Raw genomic sequence first — 19,304 nt, 5'->3', positions numbered from 1 at the left:
GCGGACGTCGGAGACCGCGATCTGCGTGCCGGCCGTCGACTGCTCCGCGGCGGTGCGGGGGCTCCGCCCCCGGGCCCCCGGGGGGTGGGGTGGTGCCGTGTGGGTGGGGCGGCTGTGCCGGGGTGGACTGCGGGGGCTTCGTCCCCGGGCCCCTTGGAGAGGGGGTAGACGGCTGCGTGGGGATTGGCTGCGCCGAGGCGGTTTTCGACGGTTCCGCCCCCGGGCCTTCGGTAGGTGGGGTGGTGGGGTGCGCGCGGGCTGGCTGCGCCGGGGTGGACTGCGGGGGCTTCGTCCCCGGGCCCCCTGGAGAGGGGGTGGACCGGGTGGCAGCGAGGGGTTTCGTGCGGGCGTCCGTCGGGGCGTGTCGGGGCACGTTGGTCCCGGCGGGCTCAGCCTCCGAACTGCCTGAAGTGGGGCCGGTCGGGTCGGTGGCCGGAGGCTCCGCCCGAGGGGCCGTTGGGGCGGGCGCGGTCGCGTCGGTGCCGACGGGCTCCGTCGGCGTGGCTGGGCGCAGCGTTCCCGAGGGCTCTGCCGCCGGGCTCCGGGCGGGCAAGGTGGTCGGTGCGGTGCCCAGGGCCCCCTCCGGCGGCAGCGGTGCGGGCTCCGTCCGAGGTGCGTGCGGGGATTTGGCGGCCGCCTTCGCGGTGGGGGGGTACGGCGATGAGGTTTCGGCGGGTGGCGGAGTGGTCCTCTGGGGCTCCCGCTCCGGGCTCTGACCGGGTTTCGCCCCTGCCTGGCCGGTGGATTCGGCTGGTCCGCCCGCGGGATGAGCCGTGGAGGGCTCTGCCCCGGGTGCGGCCGGATCGATCCCCGGCCCCCTGGGTGAGGGGAAACGTTCCGCACGCGGAGTGGGCGCGGGAGCCGTCCCCGGGGGCGGGGTTGGCGACCCGGCGAGGAAGGCGGACGTGCCTGTGGTGGACCAGGACGTGGGCGTGGCGAGGTGCGTCGCGGCCTCACGGGACGGGGCGTCGGGGGCCAGCGCCAGTACCTGGGTGGGGGTCCAGCGGGCCTGGGTCCGGGTCATGGCGACAACGCTAGGGGGCGCCTCTGACAACGGCCGTGAGCTGGGCGTTCGTTGGGACGGCAGCGATTGTCAGTGGGGTGCGGCAGGGTGGAGTCCGCACTGGTGGCCGGGCCCGCGGTCCGGCGGCCGGAGCAGTTCCGTCGGCCATGCCCGCGCCCGGTCGCTCGACGCGCGGTGCACCGCGAGGAGGAGCCCATGACGACCGCATCGACCGCCGCCGGCGCGCCCGGCGCCCCGGGCGGGTCCGCCGCGCTGCGGCCCCACGCCGAGGTCGCGTTCGCCGAGGAACTCGCGGCGCTGGCGGCCGCGGACGACCGCCCCCGCCCCGAGCGCTGGCGGCTGTCGCCGTGGGCGGTGGCGGTGTACCTGCTGGGCGGCACGCTCCCCGACGGCACGCTCATCACCCCCAAGTACGTGGGCCCGCGCCGCATCGTCGAGGTGGCCGTGGCGACCCTGGCCACGGACCGTGCGCTGCTGCTGCTCGGCGTACCGGGCACGGCCAAGACCTGGGTGTCGGAGCATCTGGCCGCCGCCGTCAGCGGCGACTCGACGCTGCTCGTGCAGGGCACCGCCGGCACCCCGGAGGAGGCGGTCCGCTACGGCTGGAACTACGCCCAGCTGCTGGCCCAGGGCCCCAGCCGCGAGGCCCTTGTCCCCAGCCCCGTGATGCGCGCGATGCGCCAGGGGATGACGGCCCGGGTCGAGGAGCTGACCCGGATACCGGCCGACGTACAGGACGCGCTGATCACGATCCTCTCCGAGAAGACCCTGCCGGTCCCCGAACTGGGCGAGGAGGTGCAGGCGGTCCACGGCTTCAACCTCATCGCCACCGCCAACGACCGCGACCGCGGCGTCAACGAACTCTCCAGCGCCCTGCGCCGCCGCTTCAACACCGTCGTCCTCCCGCTGCCCGCGACGGCCGAGGCCGAGGTGGACATCGTGACGCGGCGCGTGGAGCAGATCGGCGGCTCGCTGCGGCTGCCCGCGGCGCCGGACGGGATCGCGGAGATCCGCCGGGTCGTCACGGTCTTCCGCGAACTGCGCGACGGCGTCACCGAGGACGGGCGGACGAAGCTCAAGTCCCCCTCGGGCACGCTGTCGACGGCCGAGGCGATCTCCGTCGTCACGGGCGGGCTCGCGCTCGCCGCGCACTTCGGGGACGGCGTGCTGCGGCCGGGCGACGTGGCCGCGGGCATCCTCGGCGCGGTGGTGCGCGATCCGGCCTCGGACCGGGTGATCTGGCAGGAGTATCTGGAGACGGTGGTGCGCGAGCGCGACGGCTGGAAGGACTTCTACCGGGCGTGCCGCGAGGCCGGCGCGTGAGCGGACCCGGCGAGCCGCTGCTGCTCGGCGTACGGCACCACGGGCCCGGCTCCGCGCGCGCCGTGCGGGCGGCGCTCGACGCGTACGGCCCGGGGGCGCTGCTGATCGAGGGGCCGCCGGAGGCCGACGCGATCGTGGAGCTGGCCGCCGATCCCGGGATGCGGCCGCCCGTGGCGCTGCTGGCGCACGTGGTGGACGAGCCGGCCCGCGCGTCGTTCTGGCCGCTGGCGCACTTCTCCCCGGAGTGGGTGGCGATCCGCTGGGCGCTGGAGCGCGGCGTACCCGTGCGGTTCATGGACCTGCCGGCCGCGCACACCCTGGCCTTCGGGCCGGAGGACGAGTGGGACCTACGGCCGGGAGAGCCTCCCGCCGTAGACGCGGCGCGGATCGATCCGCTGGCCGTACTCGCCGAGGCCGCCGGATCCGAGGACCCGGAGCGCTGGTGGGAGGACGTCTTCGAGCACCGCTCGGCGGACGTCGAGGGCAAGGAGGACGGCGGTCGCGGGCAGGCGGCGCTCGACGCGTTCGCGGTACTCCGCGAGGCGATGGGCGTACTCCGCGACATCCACGGCCACGGTGGCTACGAGCGCGACCTCGTCCGCGAGGCGCACATGCGGCTGACGCTGCGCGAGACGCGCCGCGCGCACGGCGACCGCGTCGCCGTCGTCTGCGGAGCGTGGCATGTGCCGGCGCTGGCCGCGGCGTCGTCCGTCACGGCGGACCGGCGGCTGCTGAAGGGGCTGCCGAAGGTGAGGGCCGAGCTGTCGTGGGTGCCGTGGACGCACCGGCGGCTCGCCCGCCGCAGCGGCTACGGCGCGGGCATCGCCTCGCCCGGCTGGTACGTACACCTCTTCGAAGCGCCGGACCGCCCCGTCGAACGGTGGCTGGCGAAGGTCGCCGAACTGCTGCGCGGCGAGGACCGCGCGGTCTCCCCGGCCCATGTGATCGAGACCGTGCGCCTGGCCGGCACGCTCGCCGCGCTGCGCGACCGTCCGCTGCCCGGACTGGTCGAGACGCTGGACGCGGTACGGGCCGTGATGTGCGACGGGTCGGACGTGCCGCTGGCCCTGATCGAGGACCGGCTCGTCGTCGGCGACGTCCTCGGCGAGGTACCGGAGTCCGCCCCGGCCGTACCGCTGCAGCGGGACCTGGCCCGCGCCCAGCGGACCCTGCGGCTCAGACCGGAGGCGCGGGAGCGGGAGTTGCCGCTCGACCTGCGCAAGGAGACGGACGCGGGCCGCAGTCGGCTGCTGCACCGGCTCCGGCTGCTCGACATCCCCTGGGGCGAGCCGCTGGCGTCACGCGGCGCGACGGGGACGTTCCGCGAGACATGGCGGCTGCGGTGGGAGCCGGAGCTGTCGGTACGGGTCGCCGAGGCGGCGGTCTGGGGTACGACGGTGCTCACCGCGGCCACGGCGTGCGCGGAGACGGCCGCCGTCTCGGCGCCGGCCCTGGCCGAGCTGACGACCCTCGCCGAACAGTGCCTCGTGGCGGACCTCCCGGACGCCCTCTCCGTCGTCATGCGCTGCCTCGTCGACCGCGCCGCCCTCGACACGGACGCGGGCCATCTCGCCCAGGCCCTCCCGGCTTTGGCCCGCGCCGTGCGGTACGGCGACGTCCGGGACGGCTCCACGAGAGAGGCGGCCGGGACACCCGGGGGCGGGTCGCGGCGGCGTTGGCTGGCCGAGGTCGCCGTGGGGCTGGCCGAGCGGGTCTTCGTCGGGCTCCCCGTCGCCTGCGCGGGGCTGGACGGGGACGGGGCCGCGGAGATGCGCGGCCATGTGGACGCGGTGCACCGGGCCGTGGGGCTGCTGGCGTCCGCCGGGGAGGAGCCGGCCGCCCCGGAACTGCCCCCGTCCGTCGCCGGGTTGAGATCCCGCTGGGCGGCCGCGCTGCACGGGATGGCGCGGCGCGACAGCCTGCCCGGGCTGATCCGGGGGCGGGCGGCGCGGCTGCTGCTCGACGACGGCCGGCTCGCCGAGGGGGAGGCCGAGCGGCTGATGGGCCTGGCCCTGTCGCACGGCGTGGAGCCCGCCGACGCCGCCGCGTGGATCGAGGGGTTCCTCGGCGGCGACTCCGGGGGCGGCATGCTCCTGGTCCACGACGAACGCCTGCTGGCCCTGGTGGACGGCTGGCTGGCGGGGGTCGGCGAGGACGCGTTCACCGACGTACTGCCGCTGCTGCGGCGGACCTTCGCCGCGTACGAGCCGGGTGCGCGGCGCGCGATCGGCGAGCTGGTACGCCGTGGGCCGGGCGGACGGGCCCCCGGGGAGCCGGCGGACGGCCTGCCCGGCTTCGGCCCCGGACTGGACGCGGAACGGGCGGCGGCGGTGCTGCCCGTGGTCCGGCTGCTGCTGGGCGGCGGGTCCGGCCCCGGCATCCCCGAGCCCGCCCACTCCGAGGAGGACCGATGACCGACACCCTGCGCCGCTGGCGCCTCGTCCTCGGCGGCGACGACGCCGACGGCACCGGGCACGACCTCGCCGGGCGCGACGCCGGCATGGACCGCACGCTCACCGCCCTCTACGGCGCGGGCGGTGCCGGCGGATCCCCGGCGGGAGGCGCCGCCCGGGGCGCCGGACTCGGCGGCTCGGCGCCCCGCGTCGCCCGCTGGCTCGGCGACATCCGCACGTACTTCCCCAGCTCCGTCGTCCAGCTCATGCAGCGCGACGCCATCGACCGGCTCGGGCTCTCCTCGCTGCTCCTGGAGCCGGAGATGCTGCAGGCCGTCGAGCCCGACGTCCATCTCGTCGGCACGCTGCTCTCGCTCAGCAAGGCCATGCCCGACGAGACGCGGGAGACCGCCCGCGCGGTCGTCCGCAAGGTCGTCGAGGACCTGGAGCGGCGGCTGTCGACCCGGACCCGGACCGTGCTCGGCGGCGCGCTCGACCGTTCGGCGCGGGTGAACCGCCCGAGGCACCGGGACATCGACTGGGACCGTACGATCCGCGCCAATCTGAAGCACTACCTCCCCGAGCACGGCACGGTCGTCCCGGAGCGCCTCGTCGGCTACGGCCGCGCGTCCCGGTCCGCGAAGAAGGAGATCGTCCTCGCCATCGACCAGTCGGGCTCGATGGCGGCCTCGATCGTGTACGCCTCCGTGTTCGGCGCGGTGCTGGCGTCGATGCGGTCGGTCACGACGCGGCTGGTCGCCTTCGACACGGCGGTGGTGGACCTGACGGACCAGCTCAGCGATCCGGTCGACGTGCTGTTCGGCACGCAGCTCGGCGGCGGCACGGACATCAACCGGGCGCTCGCGTACTGCCAGGAGCGGATCACGCGGCCCGCGGACACGGTGGTGGTGCTGATCAGCGATCTGTACGAGGGCGGGATCCGGGACGAGATGCTGCGGCGCGTGGCCGCGATGAAGGCGTCCGGGGTGGAGTTCGTGACCCTGCTCGCCCTCTCCGACGAGGGCGCCCCCGCATACGACCGCGACAACGCGACGGCCCTCGCGACCCTCGGCGCCCCCGCGTTCGCGTGCACCCCCGACCTCTTCCCGGAGGTGATGGCAGCGGCCGTCGAGCGGCGGCCGCTGCCGGTACCCGAAGGGTGAGCGGTCAGTTGCCGGTGGGCGGCTCCACCTCCACCGGGTCGTCCAGGTCCGACAGGTCGGTCTGGACGGTCACGCTGCCGCCCGAGCTGTGCCCGGCCCACTGGACGAGTTTCAGCACCCTGCCCTTGTCATCCACCCAGACGTCGCAGGCGAAGGATTCGAGGCCGATCTGCCGGGCCATCTTGTACAGGCTCGGGTCGATCTTTTCGAGCTTGCCGACGGGGATCTCGCCCGAGAGCTTCTGGGCGGGTACGCCGTCCGCCGCGCCGTCGATGCCCTTGCGGGCGGAAGGACCCTGTGCCAGCAGTAGTTCGGCGTAACCGTGCAGGTCCGGGAGTGGGGATCCGGTCTGACGGCCCCCCTTCTTCCAGCCCCCGGCGTTTTCCCCCTCCTCCACCTTCACGTAGGTGTGGGTGCGGGTCAGCACCACCCGGCTGCGGCTCGCCTTGCTGATCGGAGAGTCGTAGATCCGAACCGTGAGGGTGCCGGTGGCCTTGCCGGGCAGGTTGAGCCGGCCGTCGACCACCGCGAGCCCGATGGTGTCGAACCGGGTGACCCGTTTGATCTCCGCCGAGTACGGATTGCTGTTCGCTGACGCCAGCGCCTGCTCGACGTCGAAGTCCCTGGGCGCGGAGGGTGACGCGGACGCCTCCGCCACCGCAGCCGGCCTCTTTCCGTCACCGGAGGACGAGCCGTCGCACGCGGCCAGGGTGAGGCTTGCGCCCAGGAGCAGCGCGACCACACCACATCTGCCGATCCTCATTGTCATGGCCCGTGAAACTACAGCGTCGGGCATATGCCTGTCCGGAGATCGCCCGCACCGGGCCGGACCAGGTCAGGGTCCGGGGCCCTCGCATTCTGTGACCGTTCTCACCGCGCTGCTGTGACGTGGAATTTAGGAGACCCTGGGGGAGAGGGCTAATCTGCAAGGCGGCCCTGCCATACAACGCGACACGACTGAATTACAAGGGACGGACGCGCGTGGATCTGTTCGAGTACCAGGCGAGGGACCTCTTCGCCAAGCATGGCGTACCGGTTCTGGCCGGTGAAGTCATCGACACGCCTGAGGCGGCGCGATCGGCGACCGAGCGCATCGGCGGCAAGTCCGTCGTCAAGGCGCAGGTCAAGGTCGGCGGCCGGGGCAAGGCGGGCGGCGTCAAGCTGGCCGACAGCCCGGACGACGCCGTCGAGAAGGCCGGCCAGATCCTCGGCATGGACATCAAGGGCCACACGGTCCACAAGGTGATGATCGCCGAGCTGGCTCCGGAGATCGCGGAGGAGTACTACGTCTCGTACCTCCTCGACCGCACCAACCGCACCTTCCTGTGCATCGCCTCCGTCGAGGGCGGCATGGACATCGAGGAGGTGGCGGACAAGCGCCCCGAGGCGGTCGCCAAGATCCCCGTGGACGCCAACGACGGTGTGACCCCCGAGAAGGCGCGCGAGATCGTCGAGGCCGCGAAGTTCCCGGCCGAGGTCGCCGACAAGGTCGCCGACGTCCTGCAGACGCTGTGGAAGACCTTCATCGCCGAGGACGCCCTCCTCGTCGAGGTCAACCCGCTCGCGAAGATCGCCTCCGGCGACGTCCTGGCCCTCGACGGCAAGGTCTCCCTCGACGAGAACGCGGACTTCCGCCAGCCGGAGCACGCGGCGCTCGAGGACAAGGCCGCGGCCGACCCCCTCGAGGCCGCCGCCAAGGCCAAGAACCTCAACTACGTCAAGCTCGACGGCGAGGTCGGCATCATCGGCAACGGCGCGGGTCTGGTCATGTCGACCCTCGACGTCGTCGCGTACGCCGGTGAGAACCACGGCGGCGTGAAGCCCGCCAACTTCCTCGACATCGGCGGCGGCGCCTCCGCCGAGGTGATGGCCAACGGCCTCGAGATCATCCTCGGCGACCCGGACGTCAAGTCCGTCTTCGTCAACGTCTTCGGCGGCATCACCGCCTGCGACGAGGTCGCCAACGGCATCGTGCAGGCCCTCGAGCTGCTGCACTCGCGCGGCGAGGACGTCACCAAGCCGCTGGTCGTGCGCCTGGACGGCAACAACGCGGAGCTGGGTCGCAGGATCCTGTCCGACGCCAACCACCCGCTGGTCCAGCGCGTGGACACCATGGACGGTGCGGCCGACAAGGCCGCCGAGCTCGCGGCTGCGAAGTAAGGGACCCGCACACCAATGGCTATCTTCCTCAACAAGGACAGCAAGGTCATCGTCCAGGGGATGACCGGTGCCACCGGCATGAAGCACACCCGGCTGATGCTGGGTGACGGCACCAACATCGTCGGCGGCGTGAACCCGCGCAAGGCGGGCACCTCCGTCGACATCGACGGCACCGAGATCCCCGTCTTCGGCTCCGTCAAGGAGGCCATGGAGAAGACCGGCGCCAACGTGTCCGTGCTCTTCGTCCCGCCGGCCTTCGCCAAGGCCGCGGTCGTCGAGGCGATCGACGCCGAGATCCCGCTCGCCGTGGTGATCACCGAGGGCATCGCCGTCCACGACACCGCCGCGTTCTACGCGTACGCCGTGTCGAAGGGCGACAAGACCCGCATCATCGGTCCGAACTGCCCCGGCCTGATCACCCCCGGCCAGTCCAACGCCGGCATCATCCCGGGCGACATCACCAAGCCGGGCCGCATCGGCCTGGTGTCGAAGTCCGGCACGCTGACGTACCAGATGATGTACGAGCTGCGCGACATCGGCTTCTCGTCCGCCGTCGGCATCGGTGGCGACCCGGTCATCGGCACCACGCACATCGACGCGCTGGCCGCGTTCCAGGAGGACCCGGACACCGACCTCATCGTGATGATCGGTGAGATCGGCGGCGACGCCGAGGAGCGGGCCGCGGATTTCATCAAGGCCAACGTCACCAAGCCGGTCGTCGGCTACGTCGCGGGCTTCACCGCCCCCGAGGGCAAGACGATGGGCCACGCCGGTGCGATCGTGTCCGGTTCGTCCGGCACCGCGCAGGCGAAGAAGGAGGCCCTCGAGGCCGCGGGCGTGAAGGTCGGCAAGACGCCGTCCGAGACGGCCCGCCTCGCCCGCGAGGTGCTCGGCGGCTGACGCCCCTTCCGCGCGTTGCTCTGGGCGCCGCTTCCCTTCGGGGGGCGGCGCCCTTCGCGTTCCTCGTTGGTGTCCGGTCAGGACGACGGCTGCACCGGGGCGGTCTGCCGCTGCTCCCACGGGGGGTGTTCGAGGGTGCGGTCGATCGTGTAGTCGCGTTCCGTCAGGGTGGTGATCACTACGCCGATGGCGATCGCCGCGGTCAGCGTCGCGGCGCGTCTGGTGCGGGAGGACGTGCGCTTCTCGCTGCGGTGGCGGGCCGCGCCGGGTGGGAGTACGCGGGTGATCTGGGCGGCCGAGAGCCGGCGCAGGCGTTCGTGCAGCAGCTCGCCCTGGCGGGTCGGGTCCAGGTCGTGGAGCTCCGGTACGGCGGTCGCGAGGGCCTCGCGGGCGTGGGTGATGCGGCCGGCGGCCGCGGGGGTGGACGCCTCCAGTTCGGCGGCGGCCTCCGGGAGGTCGAGGCCGGCGCCGTCGTAGACCATCACCGCGCGGCGGTACGCCGGTGGGAGTGCCAGCAGGGCGTGGAACAGGGCGCGGTCCTGTTCGTCGCCCTGGGGCGGGGTGTGGTCGGGGCGGCCTCTGCCGCGGGGGCGGAGGCGGTGCCAGGGGGAGAGGGCGTACTCGTGGGCCGCGGCGCGGAGCCAGCCCTTCGGGTCGTGGTCCTTCGCCACCTCGGGCCAGTTTTCCCATGCGGTGTGGAAGGCGTGTTCCACGGACTCGCGGGCTAGGGCGTGGTTGCCGGTGAGGAGGTAGGTGGTGCGGGTGAGGTCGGGGGCGGTTTCGGCGTAGAGGCGGTCGTATGCCTCGGCGGCTGTCGCCGGGTTTGCCTCTTCCGGTGCGGTTGCGCTGCGGGGGCTTCGCCCCCGGGCCCCCGAATCGGCGCTTTGCGCCTCTGGCCTCAAACGCCGGCCGGGCTGTGTCGGCGCTTCGCGCCTCGGCCTCAGGCGCCGGCCGGGCTGGGGTGGCGTCTGCTCGGCGGTCGTGGCTACGGGTGCCTTCGGCTGGGCCTTCTTCGCCGGGGCCTTCCTCGGCTGAGTCTGTTTTGCCTGGGCCTTTTTCGGCTGGGCCTTCTTCGCCTGGGCTTTTCTCGGCTGGGGCTTCTTCTTCTGGGCCGTTGTGCTGTGGGGGCTTCGCCCCCGGGGGGATGAGGGGGTGGTGGGTGCCTCCGGGGGTGTGGCCGGGTCTCGCGAGGTCATATGTGCCTCCACTCGGAGTGGGTGGGGGCCGGGGTGGATATGAAAACGCGCATAAGCTGATCTTCTGCAACACTTCCGGCATTCGCCTGCTGCACGGGCGAAACGGGTGTTTCTGGGAGTATGTGGGCCGTGAGTCAATTGACCGATCGCGGCCCCTGGTTGTCCGGGGGCGCCGCCGTGCCGTCCCTGCGGAGCCCGGTCGCGCCGGGTGCGGCCCTGGCCGCGGGGGCCGTCGCGGCCGGGCTGGGGCTGGGGTTCCTCGCCGTACTGGTGCTGATGCTGTGGATCACCTCGCCCTATCCCGACCGGGGGCCCGCCGGGGCCCTGCAGGTCGTGGCGGACCTGTGGCTGCTGGCCCACGGGGCCGACCTGGTGCGGACCGACGCGCGCGGCGGGCTGCCCGCGCCCGTGGGGCTGACGCCGCTGCTGCTGACGGCGATGCCCGTGTACCTGCTCTTCCGGTCGACCCGCGACCTGCTCGCGCCCGGCGGCACCGCGCTGCGCGGCGGCACGGCGGCGCCGGCCACCGGGGGGTGGATCGCGGGCGGGTACCTGATCATGGCCGCCGCGGCGACCGCCTACGCCGCGGCGGGCGGCGGGACGCTGAAGGTGTCCCTGGTCAGTGCGCTGGTGCACGTGCCCCTCACCGTCGGCCTGTCCGTCGCGGCCGGGGTGTGGGCGGCGGCCGGTACGCCGGCCGCGCTGCTGCCCCGGGGGCCGGCCGTGGCGCAGCCGCCGCCGCTGTGGGCGGAGGGCTCGCTGAAGGCCGGCGGGGCCTGCCTCGCGGTGCTGCTGGGCGGCGGGCTGCTGCTCGCGATGGGGTCGCTGCTCGCGCACGCGGCCTCGGCGCAGGACTCGTTCCTGCAGCTCACCTCCGCCGTGTCCGGCCGCCTCGCGGTCCTGCTGCTGGCCGTCGCGCTGCTGCCGAACGCCGCCGTGTGGGGAGCGTCGTACGGGCTCGGGCCCGGGTTCAGCGTCGGTGTCGGCAGCGTCGTCGGCCCGCTGGGTGTGGCCGGCTATCCGCCGCTGCCGTTCTTCCCGCTGCTGGCCGCCGTCCCGCCGGCGGGCCCGGGGTCACCGCTGACCTGGGCGGTGGGGGTGCTGCCCGTGGCGGCAGGGCTGACGCTCGGCTGGCTGACTGCGCGGTACGCGGTGCCCGTACGTGCCGGCCGCGAGCTGAGCTGGAGCTGGCGGGCCACCGCCGGGTCCGCCGCGCTGGCGGCGGCCGGCACCGGCGTGGCGCTGGCGGCGCTCGCCTGGCTGGCGGGCGGGCCGATGGGCCGGCGCACGCTGGCCGAGTTCGGGCCGGTGTGGTGGCAGGCCGGCGGGGCCGCGCTGGCGTGGACGCTGCTCCTCGGAGTGCCCACCGCCCTCATCGTCCGCGGCTGGCGGATGCACGGCGCGGAGCCCGTCCCCGGGGCGTGGACCTGGTCCGTACAGGACAGGTGGGCGCTCTGGGAGCCCCGCTCGGAGCTCATGCGCGATCTGGAGGACGACGACTGACCGCGGCCAGGCCCTAGGAGCCGTCCTTCTCGTCCACGCCGAACACCGGGTGCAGCGGCTCCGGCAGCAGCGGTGCGCACGCCTCGCGCGACGCCTGGGTGAGGGCGTCGTCCACGCAGGTGAAGTAGTCGCGGTAGACCATCTGCAGCGTGAAGAGCGCGGCCACGATCGCCAGCGCCAGCCCGCCCGCGACGATCCCGACCACCGCCGCCGTCGTCTGCGGCCTGGCCGCGTCGGACTGCACGGGGCGGCCGAACGCGTCCACGGCCGGCTGCCGCTGCGCGGAACCCGACGCCGTCGAACCCGCCGGGACGGGGGCGCCCTCCGGACGGGGGGCCTTGTTGCGCAGGGAGGAGATGCCCCAGTACACGGACAGCGCGCCGAGCAGCAGGGCCAGCTGCCAGAACGTGAGGATGGCGAAGAAGAACGCCCACACCCCGGCCAGCAGCGCATAGCGGGCACGCCGCTGGTTCGGGTCGGTCGGGTCCCAGCGCAGCCCGCCGGGTCCGCCCGGCCCGCCGGCGTCCGGCCGCCGGTCACCGCCGCCGCCCCACGGGCCCTGCTCCGGCGGCCCGCCCCAGGGACCCTGGCCGGAGGGTCCGGGTCCGCCCTGGTTGGGGTCCGGCCGGCGGTCGCTCGGTTCGCCGCCCTGCTCCGGGCCGGCCCAGGGCGACTGGCCCGACCCGCCGCTCTGCGGGCCGGCGCCCCACGGCGCCTGGCCGGACGGGCCGCCGCCCTGCGGGCCCTCGCCCCACGGGCCGCCGCCGTGGTCGTTGCCGGGGCGGCCGCCCCAGCCTCCCTGGCGCCGCGGCGGCTGACGCCGCGACCACTGGCTGCCCCAGGCCGACGGCTGGTCGCCCGGCTCCTGTCCCGGCGTCCCGGGGTGGGTGGACGTCGGAGCGGGCGGAGTTCCCGCGTCCTGCTGTCCGTCGCCCGAAGCCGTGTCCGAGCCGGATCCCGTCGCAGGCGGCTGGTCCGAGGGCTCGCGGTACAGCCGCGCGCCGGCCCGCACCGGGCGTGCGGTCGGGAACGAGCTGCTCTGCGGGTGCGGATAAGGCTGAGGCTGCATGTGGCGGGCGTCTTCTCTCCGAGTCCGAAGTCCGTTGTCCTGACGCTACCCCGGATAGCGTCAGTCGTCCCGTGTGCCCCCTGGCCCGGGCGGACCGGGGAGCCGGTGTGAGGACCGCCTCCCCCGCGCCGGACGGAGGGGCTGCGCCCGGCAGGTATCGTTGCAGGCGGTCGCTCGTTTGTAGGGACACATGGAAGCCATGGCCGTCCCCCTTCGTACGACCCGACAACCCCCCGGTCCCGCAGAAAGTTCCGCCGTGGCCTCCCAGCAGCAGTACGTGCCCCGCCCGACCTCCGGTTCAGCCGGACCGGCCCGGCTCGTCGTCCTCGTCTCGGGCTCTGGTACGAACCTCCAGGCGCTGCTCGACGCCATCGCCGCCGACCCCGACGGCTACGGCGCCCGCGTCGTCGCCGTCGGCGCGGACCGCACCGGCATCGCGGGCCTGGAGCGGGCCGAGCGCGCGGCGCTGCCCACCTTCGTCGTACGGGTCAAGGACCACGACAGCCGCGAGGACTGGGACCGGGCGCTGGCCGAGGCGGTCGCCGCGTACGAGCCCGACCTCGTGGTCTCCGCGGGCTTCATGAAGATCGTGGGCAAGGAGTTCCTGGCCCGCTTCGGCGGCCGGCTCGTCAACACCCACCCCGCCCTGCTGCCCAGCTTCCCCGGGGCCCACGGCGTCCGCGACGCGCTCGCGTACGGCGTGAAGGTCACCGGGTGCACCGTCCACTTCGTCGACGACGGCGTCGACTCCGGCCCGATCATCGCGCAGAGCGTGGTCGAGGTCCGGCCCGAGGACACCGAGGACGCGCTCCACGAGCGCATCAAGGAAGTCGAGCGACGGCTGCTCGTCGACGTCGTGGGCCGGCTGGCCCGGGACGGCTACCGCATCGAGGGACGAAAGGTTCTGACCCCGTGACCGCCGAAGGTTCCAAGCGCCCCATCCGCCGCGCGCTGATCAGCGTGTACGACAAGACCGGCCTGGAGGAGCTGGCCCGCGGCCTGCACGAGGCCGGGGTGGCCATCGTCTCCACCGGCTCCACCGCCGCGAAGATCGCCGCGGCCGGTGTGCCCGTCACCAAGGTCGAGGAGGTCACCGGCTTCCCCGAGTGCCTGGACGGCCGGGTCAAGACCCTGCACCCGCGCGTGCACGCCGGGATCCTCGCCGACCTGCGGCTGGAGGACCACCGCAAGCAGCTGGCGGACCTGAACGTCGAGCCGTTCGAGCTCGTCGTCGTCAACCTCTACCCCTTCGAGGCCACCGTCGCCTCGGGCGCCTCGCCGGACGAGTGCGTCGAGCAGATCGACATCGGCGGTCCGTCGATGGTGCGCGCCGCCGCCAAGAACCACCCGTCGGTCGCGGTCGTGGTCAACCCTGCCCGGTACGCGGACGTGCTGGCGGCCGCCGCGGCCGGCGGCTTCTCCCTCGACCAGCGCAAGCAGCTGGCCGCCGAGGCGTTCCAGCACACCGCCTCGTACGACGTGGCGGTCGCCAACTGGTTCGCCTCCAGCTACGCCAAGGCCGAGGACGACGCCCCGCAGGACTTCTACGGCGCCACCTTCACCCGCCAGGCGTCGCTGCGCTACGGCGAGAACCCGCACCAGTCCGCGGCCCTGTACTCCGACGGCAGCGGACTCGGCCTGCCGGGCGCCGAGCAGCTGCACGGCAAGGAGATGTCGTACAACAACTACGTCGACACCGAGGCCGCCCGGCGGGCCGCGTACGACCACGACGAGCCGTGTGTGGCGATCATCAAGCACGCCAACCCGTGCGGGATCGCCGTCGGCTCCGACATCGCCGAGGCCCACCGCAAGGCGCACGCCTGCGACTCGCTGTCCGCGTTCGGCGGCGTGATCGCGACGAACCGGCCGGTGTCGAAGGAGATGGCGGAGCAGGTCGCCGAGATCTTCACCGAGGTCATCGTGGCCCCGGGCTTCGAGGAGGGGGCGCTGGAGGCCCTCACCAAGAAGAAGAACCTCCGGGTGCTGCTGCGCCCGGACGCCCCCTGCCACACCAAGGAGTTCCGCCCCATCGACGGCGGCCTCCTGGTTCAGGACCGCGACCTCTTCCAGGCTGAGGGCGACGACCCGGCGCACTGGACGCTGGCCACGGGCGACGCGCTGGATGCCAAGGAGCTGGCGGACCTCGCCTTCGCGTGGAAGGCGTGCCGGGCCGTGAAGTCCAACGCGATCCTGCTGGCGAAGGACGGCGCCTCCGTCGGCGTCGGCATGGGCCAGGTCAACCGGGTCGACTCGGCGAAGCTCGCCGTGAGCCGGGCGGGCGAGGAGCGGGCGGCCGGCTCGTACGCCGCGTCCGACGCGTTCTTCCCGTTCCCCGACGGGCTCGAGGTGCTGCTGGCGGCCGGGGTCAAGGCCGTGGTGCAGCCCGGCGGTTCGATCCGCGACGAGCAGGTCGTCGAGGCGGCGAAGAAGGCGGGCGTGACCATGTACTTCACGGGGACGCGGCACTTCTTCCACTGATTCCACCGAGCCGCCGAGCCGCGGCCGGACAGGGGCGGGCCCGGGTCACCGCGTGACCCGGGGCCGCCTCGCTCAGTACGCGGGATAGCCCGGCTGCCCGGCCCGTGGCCGGTTGAACCAGTCGGACGCGCTGCGCTGTGCGGCGAAGACGATGAGCAGGATCGACAGGACCGTCGTGATCAGCCCGATCATCGAGGTGACCAGTCCGCCGAGGATGCCGAACGAGCCGTAGACGATGGTGCACACGCGCACCGCGTTGCCGCCGTTGGAGTAGCGCAGCGCCAGCACGATGCCGAGCGCCACGCAGATCATCGTGACGACGACGAGGCCGACCAGTGCGCCCTGGCCGATGTCCGCCATCATCTCGATCTCGTCGTCGGAGGCGCCGGAGGCGTCGCGCAGGTTCTCGTCGAGCTTCGGCAGGATGAACGCGACGGCGATGAACGACCAGATTGTCTGCACGCCGGCTATCACGTAGAGGAACACCCGGGCGGCCTTGAGCGTCCCCGGCATGGTGAACACCGGCGTCGGATAGCCGCCGTAGGGCGCGCCCGGCTGCGGGTAGCCGTACCCGGGCTGGGGCTGCGGATAGCCGGGGAGGGGCGGCGGGCTGTCGTACGGCGACGGCTGCTGCGGCACACCCGGGGGCTGGTCCTGCTTCGGGCTGCCCGAATAGGGGTTGTCGGGAAGGGGCTGGTTCACGGTGAGGTTCCTCGATGGGTGGTGGGGTACCGCTGGCGATCCACTCTGGTCGGTGGGCACAGGGCTGTCCACCCCGTGTCGCCTGCCCTCAGCATCGGACAGTTCCTTCTTCGGAGGGTTGCCCGCTGGTGCGTGGTGTGTCAGGGAGTCTTCTGTTCATTGGTGTCTGTCGCGTTGATGAGGGTGGTGGTGCCCTGGGCGGTTGCCGTTGTGGTGTTTGTGTGACTTCTTCGTGTGGTGCTCGTTGGGTTGTTCGACGGCGGCGTTGGGGCGAGGGGGGTGCAGAGGGGGTGAAGGTGTTCCGGCCGCGGTCCGGGTTCGTGGTGCAGGCGTACCGGTTCGCGCTCGATCCGAACGGCGTCCAGGAGCGGGCGTTGCGCTCGCATTGCGGTGCGGCGCGTGCGGCGTACAACTGGGCGGTGGGCTGGGTGTGCGCGTCGTGGTTGCAGCGCAGCGCGGAGGAGTCCTACGGCGTTGCCGGGGCGGGCTGACGGAGTGGCGGTCGTGGTCGCTGCTGTCGCTGCGGAAGGCGTTCAACGAGGCCAAGCGCACCGACCCGCGTTTCGCTGCCTGGTGGGGGGAGAACTCCAAGGAGGCGTACAACACGGGGCTGGCGAACGCGTCGGCCGCGTTCGAAAACTACGCCAAGTCCAAGCGGGGCAAGCGCAAGGGTGCCCGGGTGGGTGCGCCGCGGTTCAAGTCGAAGCGCAACGCCCGCCTGGCCTGCCGGTTCACCACCGGCACGATCCGCGTGGACACCGATGGCCGGCATGTGACGCTGCCGAGGCTGGGCACGATCCGCACCCACGAACCCACCGCCAAGCTCCTCGCCCGCATGCAGGCCGGGACCGCCCGGGTCCTGTCCGCGACGGTGCGGCACGAGCGCGGACGCTGGTTCGTGTCCTTCCAGGTCGAGGTGAAGCGGGACATCGAGCGCGTGACGCGCCCGGACGTCGCGGTCGGGATCGACCTCGGAGTGAAGACCCTCGCGACACTGGCCGACAGCACGGGCGAGATTCGCACCGTGGCCAACCCCCGGCACTACGAGACCGCGCTGGGGCGGCTGCGCCGCGCCTCCCGCGTGGCCTCCCGCCGCCGCGGCCCGGACCCGCGTACTGGGGCGAAGCCGTCGAAGCGGTGGGAGAAGGCCAACGCCGCCCTGGGCCGGGTGCACCACCGGGTCGCGAACCTCCGCACCGATGCTCTGCACAAACTCACCACCGCTGTTGCCGCCGAGTACGGCACGATCGTGGTCGAGGACCTGAACGTCGCCGGCATGCTGAAGAACCGGCGCCTGGCCCGGCGCATCGCGGACGTCTCCTTCGGCGAGATCCGCCGCCAGCTCACCTACAAGACCCGCCGGCGCCACGCCACCCGCCTCGTGGTCGCGGACCGCTGGTATCCCTCCTCCAAGACCTGCTCCGGCTGCGGCGCGGTGAAAGCCAAGCTGCCGCTGCACATCCGGACCTACACCTGCGACGCCTGTGGCCTGGTCATCGACCGGGACGACAATGCCGCACTCAACCTCGCCGCCCTCGCGGCAGCCGCAGCAACTGGTACCGGAGTGGCCGGAGACCAGGACACCGCCCCAGCGGTGTCGAAGCCTCGTGGAGCCGACCGCAAGACCCGCACCACCCGCCCGCGCCCCATGGCGCTGGCGGGGCGGGCAGGTGGCGCAAGCCTGCCGCACCAGCGGCAGACGGAAGCGAGAGACCGTCCCCAAGCCGAAGCCCTCACGCTCTGGTGATGCGACGGACCTTCCCGGCAGAAACGCCCGGAACGCTGAGAGCCGCTGAGGTTCTCAGTAACGGAATGCCCCGGAACGTGACGATCTGAAACCGCACCCGATTGGTGTCCGGGGCGTGGCATCCGGGAGGATGGGGGTATGAGCGCCCAGATTCTCGACGGCAAGGCCACCGCGGCCGCGATCAAGTCCGAGCTCGCCACCCGCGTCCAGGCGCTGAAGGCCCGCGGCATCACGCCCGGCCTCGGCACCGTGCTCGTCGGCGACGACGTGGCCAGCCACAAGTACGTGGCTGGCAAGCACCGGGACTGCGCGGAGATCGGCATCGCCTCCATCCAGCGTGAACTGCCCGCCACCGCCACCCAGGAGCAGATCGAGGCGGTCGTGCGCGAGCTGAACGAGGACCCGGCCTGCACCGGGTACATCGTCCAGCTGCCGCTGCCGAAGCACATCGACGAGAACCGCGTCCTGGAGCTGATCGACCCGGAGAAGGACGCCGACGGCCTGCACCCGATGAACCTGGGGCGCCTCGTGCTCAACGAGCCCGCCCCGCTGCCGTGCACCCCGTGGGGCGTCATCCGGCTGCTGCGGCAGTACGAGGTGGAGATCAACGGGGCGCACGTGGTCGTCGTCGGGCGCGGGGTGACCATCGGGCGCTCCATCCCGCTGCTGCTCACCCGCAAATCCGAGAACGCCACCGTGACGCAGTGCCACACCGGCACCCGCGACCTCTCCGCGCAGCTGCGCCAGGCCGACATCATCGTGGCCGCCGCGGGCGTACCGCACCTGATCAAGCCGGAGGACGTCAAGCCCGGCGCCGCGGTCCTCGACGTCGGCGTCTCGCGCGACGAGCACGGCAAGATCCACGGCGATGTGCACCCCGGCGTGGCCGAGGTGGCGGGCTGGCTGTCGCCCAACCCGGGCGGGGTCGGCCCCATGACCCGCGCGATGCTGGTCGCGAACGTGGTGGAGGCAGCCGAGAGGGCGGCCCGGTGAGCAGCGCGGGCGAGGCGCACGAACCCAAGGCCAGGAGCCGGCGCCGGCCCGACGTCACGGTCGACACCGCCCGTCCGCAGGGCGGCGGCCGCACCGCCCCGGGCGACGCCCCGGCCCCGGCGCGGCAGTGGCCGATACTGCTGGTCCTCGGCATCGCCGCGGTGGGCCTCGTGGTGGTGGCCGCGGACGCCTTCCGCGTCGGCTGCCTGCTCGTCGCCTGCGCGCTGCTGCTGGGCGGGGTGCTGCGCTGGACGCTGCCGCGCGTGGGGATGCTCGCGGTGCGCTCGCGCTTCACGGACGTCGTGACGTACGGGGTGATGGGTCTCGGGATCGCGCTGCTGGCGCTGTCGGCGCAGCCCAATCCGTGGCTGGAGATCCCGTTCGTGAAGGAGATCCTGCACTCCACGGTCTGACGGCCTGGGTCCAGGACGCGGCGATGGCCCGCCCCCGGTGCGAAGGGGGGCGGGCCACCGCCTGCGTCCGAGGGGTGCCGCGTCAGCCGCGGGCCGAGGCGGACCGGTACCGGGCGGTCTTGTAGCCGACCGTGCCCTTCACCCGCACAGACATGATCGTCCCTTTTCCGGGGCCGCGGGCCCGTGTCCCCCGTTGGGACCCCCGTAGGGCCCGCGGCTCCGTGCGGGCGGCCTGTCTCC

The 19,304-nt window shown here is 73.4% G+C and carries 16 protein-coding genes; 12 read left to right on the top strand and 4 right to left on the bottom strand.

Features of this window, described 5'->3' with window-relative positions:
• Positions 1-1,219 precede the first annotated feature (1,219 nt).
• The 3 genes from AB0M28_RS30710 to AB0M28_RS30700 are packed head-to-tail and all read left to right on the top strand — an operon-like array spanning position 1,220 to position 5,903.
• Positions 1,220-2,347 carry an AAA family ATPase gene (locus AB0M28_RS30710; protein ID WP_365412263.1) on the top strand — a complete coding sequence of 376 codons (1,128 nt, stop codon included), beginning with the start codon at positions 1,220-1,222 and terminating at the stop codon, positions 2,345-2,347.
• Positions 2,305-4,761 carry a DUF5682 family protein gene (locus AB0M28_RS30705; RefSeq protein ID WP_365412266.1) on the top strand — a complete coding sequence of 819 codons (2,457 nt, stop codon included), beginning with the start codon at positions 2,305-2,307 and terminating at the stop codon, positions 4,759-4,761. Before AB0M28_RS30710 ends, AB0M28_RS30705 begins: the two co-directional genes overlap by 43 nt.
• Positions 4,758-5,903: a VWA domain-containing protein gene (locus AB0M28_RS30700; protein ID WP_365412260.1), complete on the top strand. Its 1,146-nt coding sequence runs from the start codon at positions 4,758-4,760 to the stop codon at positions 5,901-5,903. The genes AB0M28_RS30705 and AB0M28_RS30700 overlap by 4 nt, the downstream gene beginning before the upstream one ends.
• A gap of 4 nt (positions 5,904-5,907) precedes the next feature.
• On the opposite strand, the gene AB0M28_RS30695 is transcribed toward AB0M28_RS30700, so the two are convergent.
• Complete coding sequence (locus AB0M28_RS30695; RefSeq protein WP_365412258.1) at positions 5,908-6,672, bottom strand: LppX_LprAFG lipoprotein; 765 nt, start codon at positions 6,670-6,672, stop codon at positions 5,908-5,910.
• Between the two features lie 212 nt (positions 6,673-6,884).
• Here AB0M28_RS30695 and sucC point away from each other — a divergent pair, with 212 nt between their 5' ends.
• Positions 6,885-8,063, top strand: coding sequence for an ADP-forming succinate--CoA ligase subunit beta (gene sucC, locus AB0M28_RS30690; protein ID WP_365412256.1), 1,179 nt, complete (start codon positions 6,885-6,887; stop codon positions 8,061-8,063).
• A 15-nt stretch (positions 8,064-8,078) separates the two neighbouring features.
• Positions 8,079-8,963: a succinate--CoA ligase subunit alpha gene (gene sucD / locus AB0M28_RS30685; RefSeq protein WP_365412253.1), complete on the top strand. Its 885-nt coding sequence runs from the start codon at positions 8,079-8,081 to the stop codon at positions 8,961-8,963.
• 77 nt (positions 8,964-9,040) lie between these two features.
• Here sucD and AB0M28_RS30680 read toward each other — a convergent pair whose 3' ends face one another.
• Positions 9,041-9,676, bottom strand: coding sequence for a sigma factor-like helix-turn-helix DNA-binding protein (locus AB0M28_RS30680; protein ID WP_365412250.1), 636 nt, complete (start codon positions 9,674-9,676; stop codon positions 9,041-9,043).
• Between the two features lie 660 nt (positions 9,677-10,336).
• Here AB0M28_RS30680 and AB0M28_RS30675 point away from each other — a divergent pair.
• Complete coding sequence (locus AB0M28_RS30675; RefSeq protein WP_365412247.1) at positions 10,337-11,662, top strand: DUF6350 family protein; 1,326 nt, start codon at positions 10,337-10,339, stop codon at positions 11,660-11,662.
• A gap of 13 nt (positions 11,663-11,675) precedes the next feature.
• Here AB0M28_RS30675 and AB0M28_RS30670 read toward each other — a convergent pair whose 3' ends face one another.
• On the bottom strand, positions 11,676-12,731 hold the full coding sequence (locus tag AB0M28_RS30670; RefSeq protein WP_365412244.1) for a hypothetical protein: 1,056 nt from the start codon (positions 12,729-12,731) through the stop codon (positions 11,676-11,678).
• A gap of 256 nt (positions 12,732-12,987) precedes the next feature.
• Here AB0M28_RS30670 and purN point away from each other — a divergent pair, with 256 nt between their 5' ends.
• Positions 12,988-13,647 (top strand): phosphoribosylglycinamide formyltransferase, encoded by a 660-nt coding sequence (gene purN / locus AB0M28_RS30665; RefSeq protein ID WP_365412241.1) that lies wholly within the window; start codon positions 12,988-12,990, stop codon positions 13,645-13,647.
• On the top strand, positions 13,644-15,209 hold the full coding sequence (purH, locus tag AB0M28_RS30660; RefSeq protein WP_365412238.1) for a bifunctional phosphoribosylaminoimidazolecarboxamide formyltransferase/IMP cyclohydrolase: 1,566 nt from the start codon (positions 13,644-13,646) through the stop codon (positions 15,207-15,209). Before purN ends, purH begins: the two co-directional genes overlap by 4 nt.
• A gap of 72 nt (positions 15,210-15,281) precedes the next feature.
• On the opposite strand, the gene AB0M28_RS30655 is transcribed toward purH, so the two are convergent.
• The gene (locus tag AB0M28_RS30655) at positions 15,282-15,911 is read right to left on the bottom strand and encodes a hypothetical protein (protein ID WP_365412235.1); all 630 of its coding nucleotides are present in this window, start codon (positions 15,909-15,911) and stop codon (positions 15,282-15,284) included.
• 296 nt (positions 15,912-16,207) lie between these two features.
• Here AB0M28_RS30655 and AB0M28_RS30650 point away from each other — a divergent pair, with 296 nt between their 5' ends.
• The 4 genes from AB0M28_RS30650 to AB0M28_RS30635 all read left to right on the top strand — a co-directional run bounded on the left by AB0M28_RS30650 (position 16,208) and on the right by AB0M28_RS30635 (position 19,064).
• Complete coding sequence (locus tag AB0M28_RS30650) at positions 16,208-16,402, top strand: helix-turn-helix domain-containing protein (protein WP_365412232.1); 195 nt, start codon at positions 16,208-16,210, stop codon at positions 16,400-16,402.
• On the top strand, positions 16,351-17,658 hold the full coding sequence (gene tnpB / locus AB0M28_RS30645; protein WP_365412230.1) for an IS607 family element RNA-guided endonuclease TnpB: 1,308 nt from the start codon (positions 16,351-16,353) through the stop codon (positions 17,656-17,658). Before AB0M28_RS30650 ends, tnpB begins: the two co-directional genes overlap by 52 nt.
• Positions 17,659-17,796: 138 nt before the next feature.
• Positions 17,797-18,651 carry a bifunctional methylenetetrahydrofolate dehydrogenase/methenyltetrahydrofolate cyclohydrolase gene (locus AB0M28_RS30640; RefSeq protein ID WP_365412227.1) on the top strand — a complete coding sequence of 285 codons (855 nt, stop codon included), beginning with the start codon at positions 17,797-17,799 and terminating at the stop codon, positions 18,649-18,651.
• A complete protein-coding gene (locus tag AB0M28_RS30635; protein WP_365412224.1) occupies positions 18,648-19,064 on the top strand; it encodes a DUF3017 domain-containing protein in 417 nt (138 codons plus the stop codon). Before AB0M28_RS30640 ends, AB0M28_RS30635 begins: the two co-directional genes overlap by 4 nt.
• Positions 19,065-19,304: the final 240 nt, after the last annotated feature.

The sequence above is a fragment of the Streptomyces sp. NPDC051940 genome (assembly GCF_040680895.1).
In the GTDB taxonomy this organism is placed as follows: Bacteria; Actinomycetota; Actinomycetes; order Streptomycetales; family Streptomycetaceae; genus Streptomyces.
Note: the sequence above shows the minus strand (reverse complement) of the source record. Positions and strands in the feature narration are given on the sequence as shown.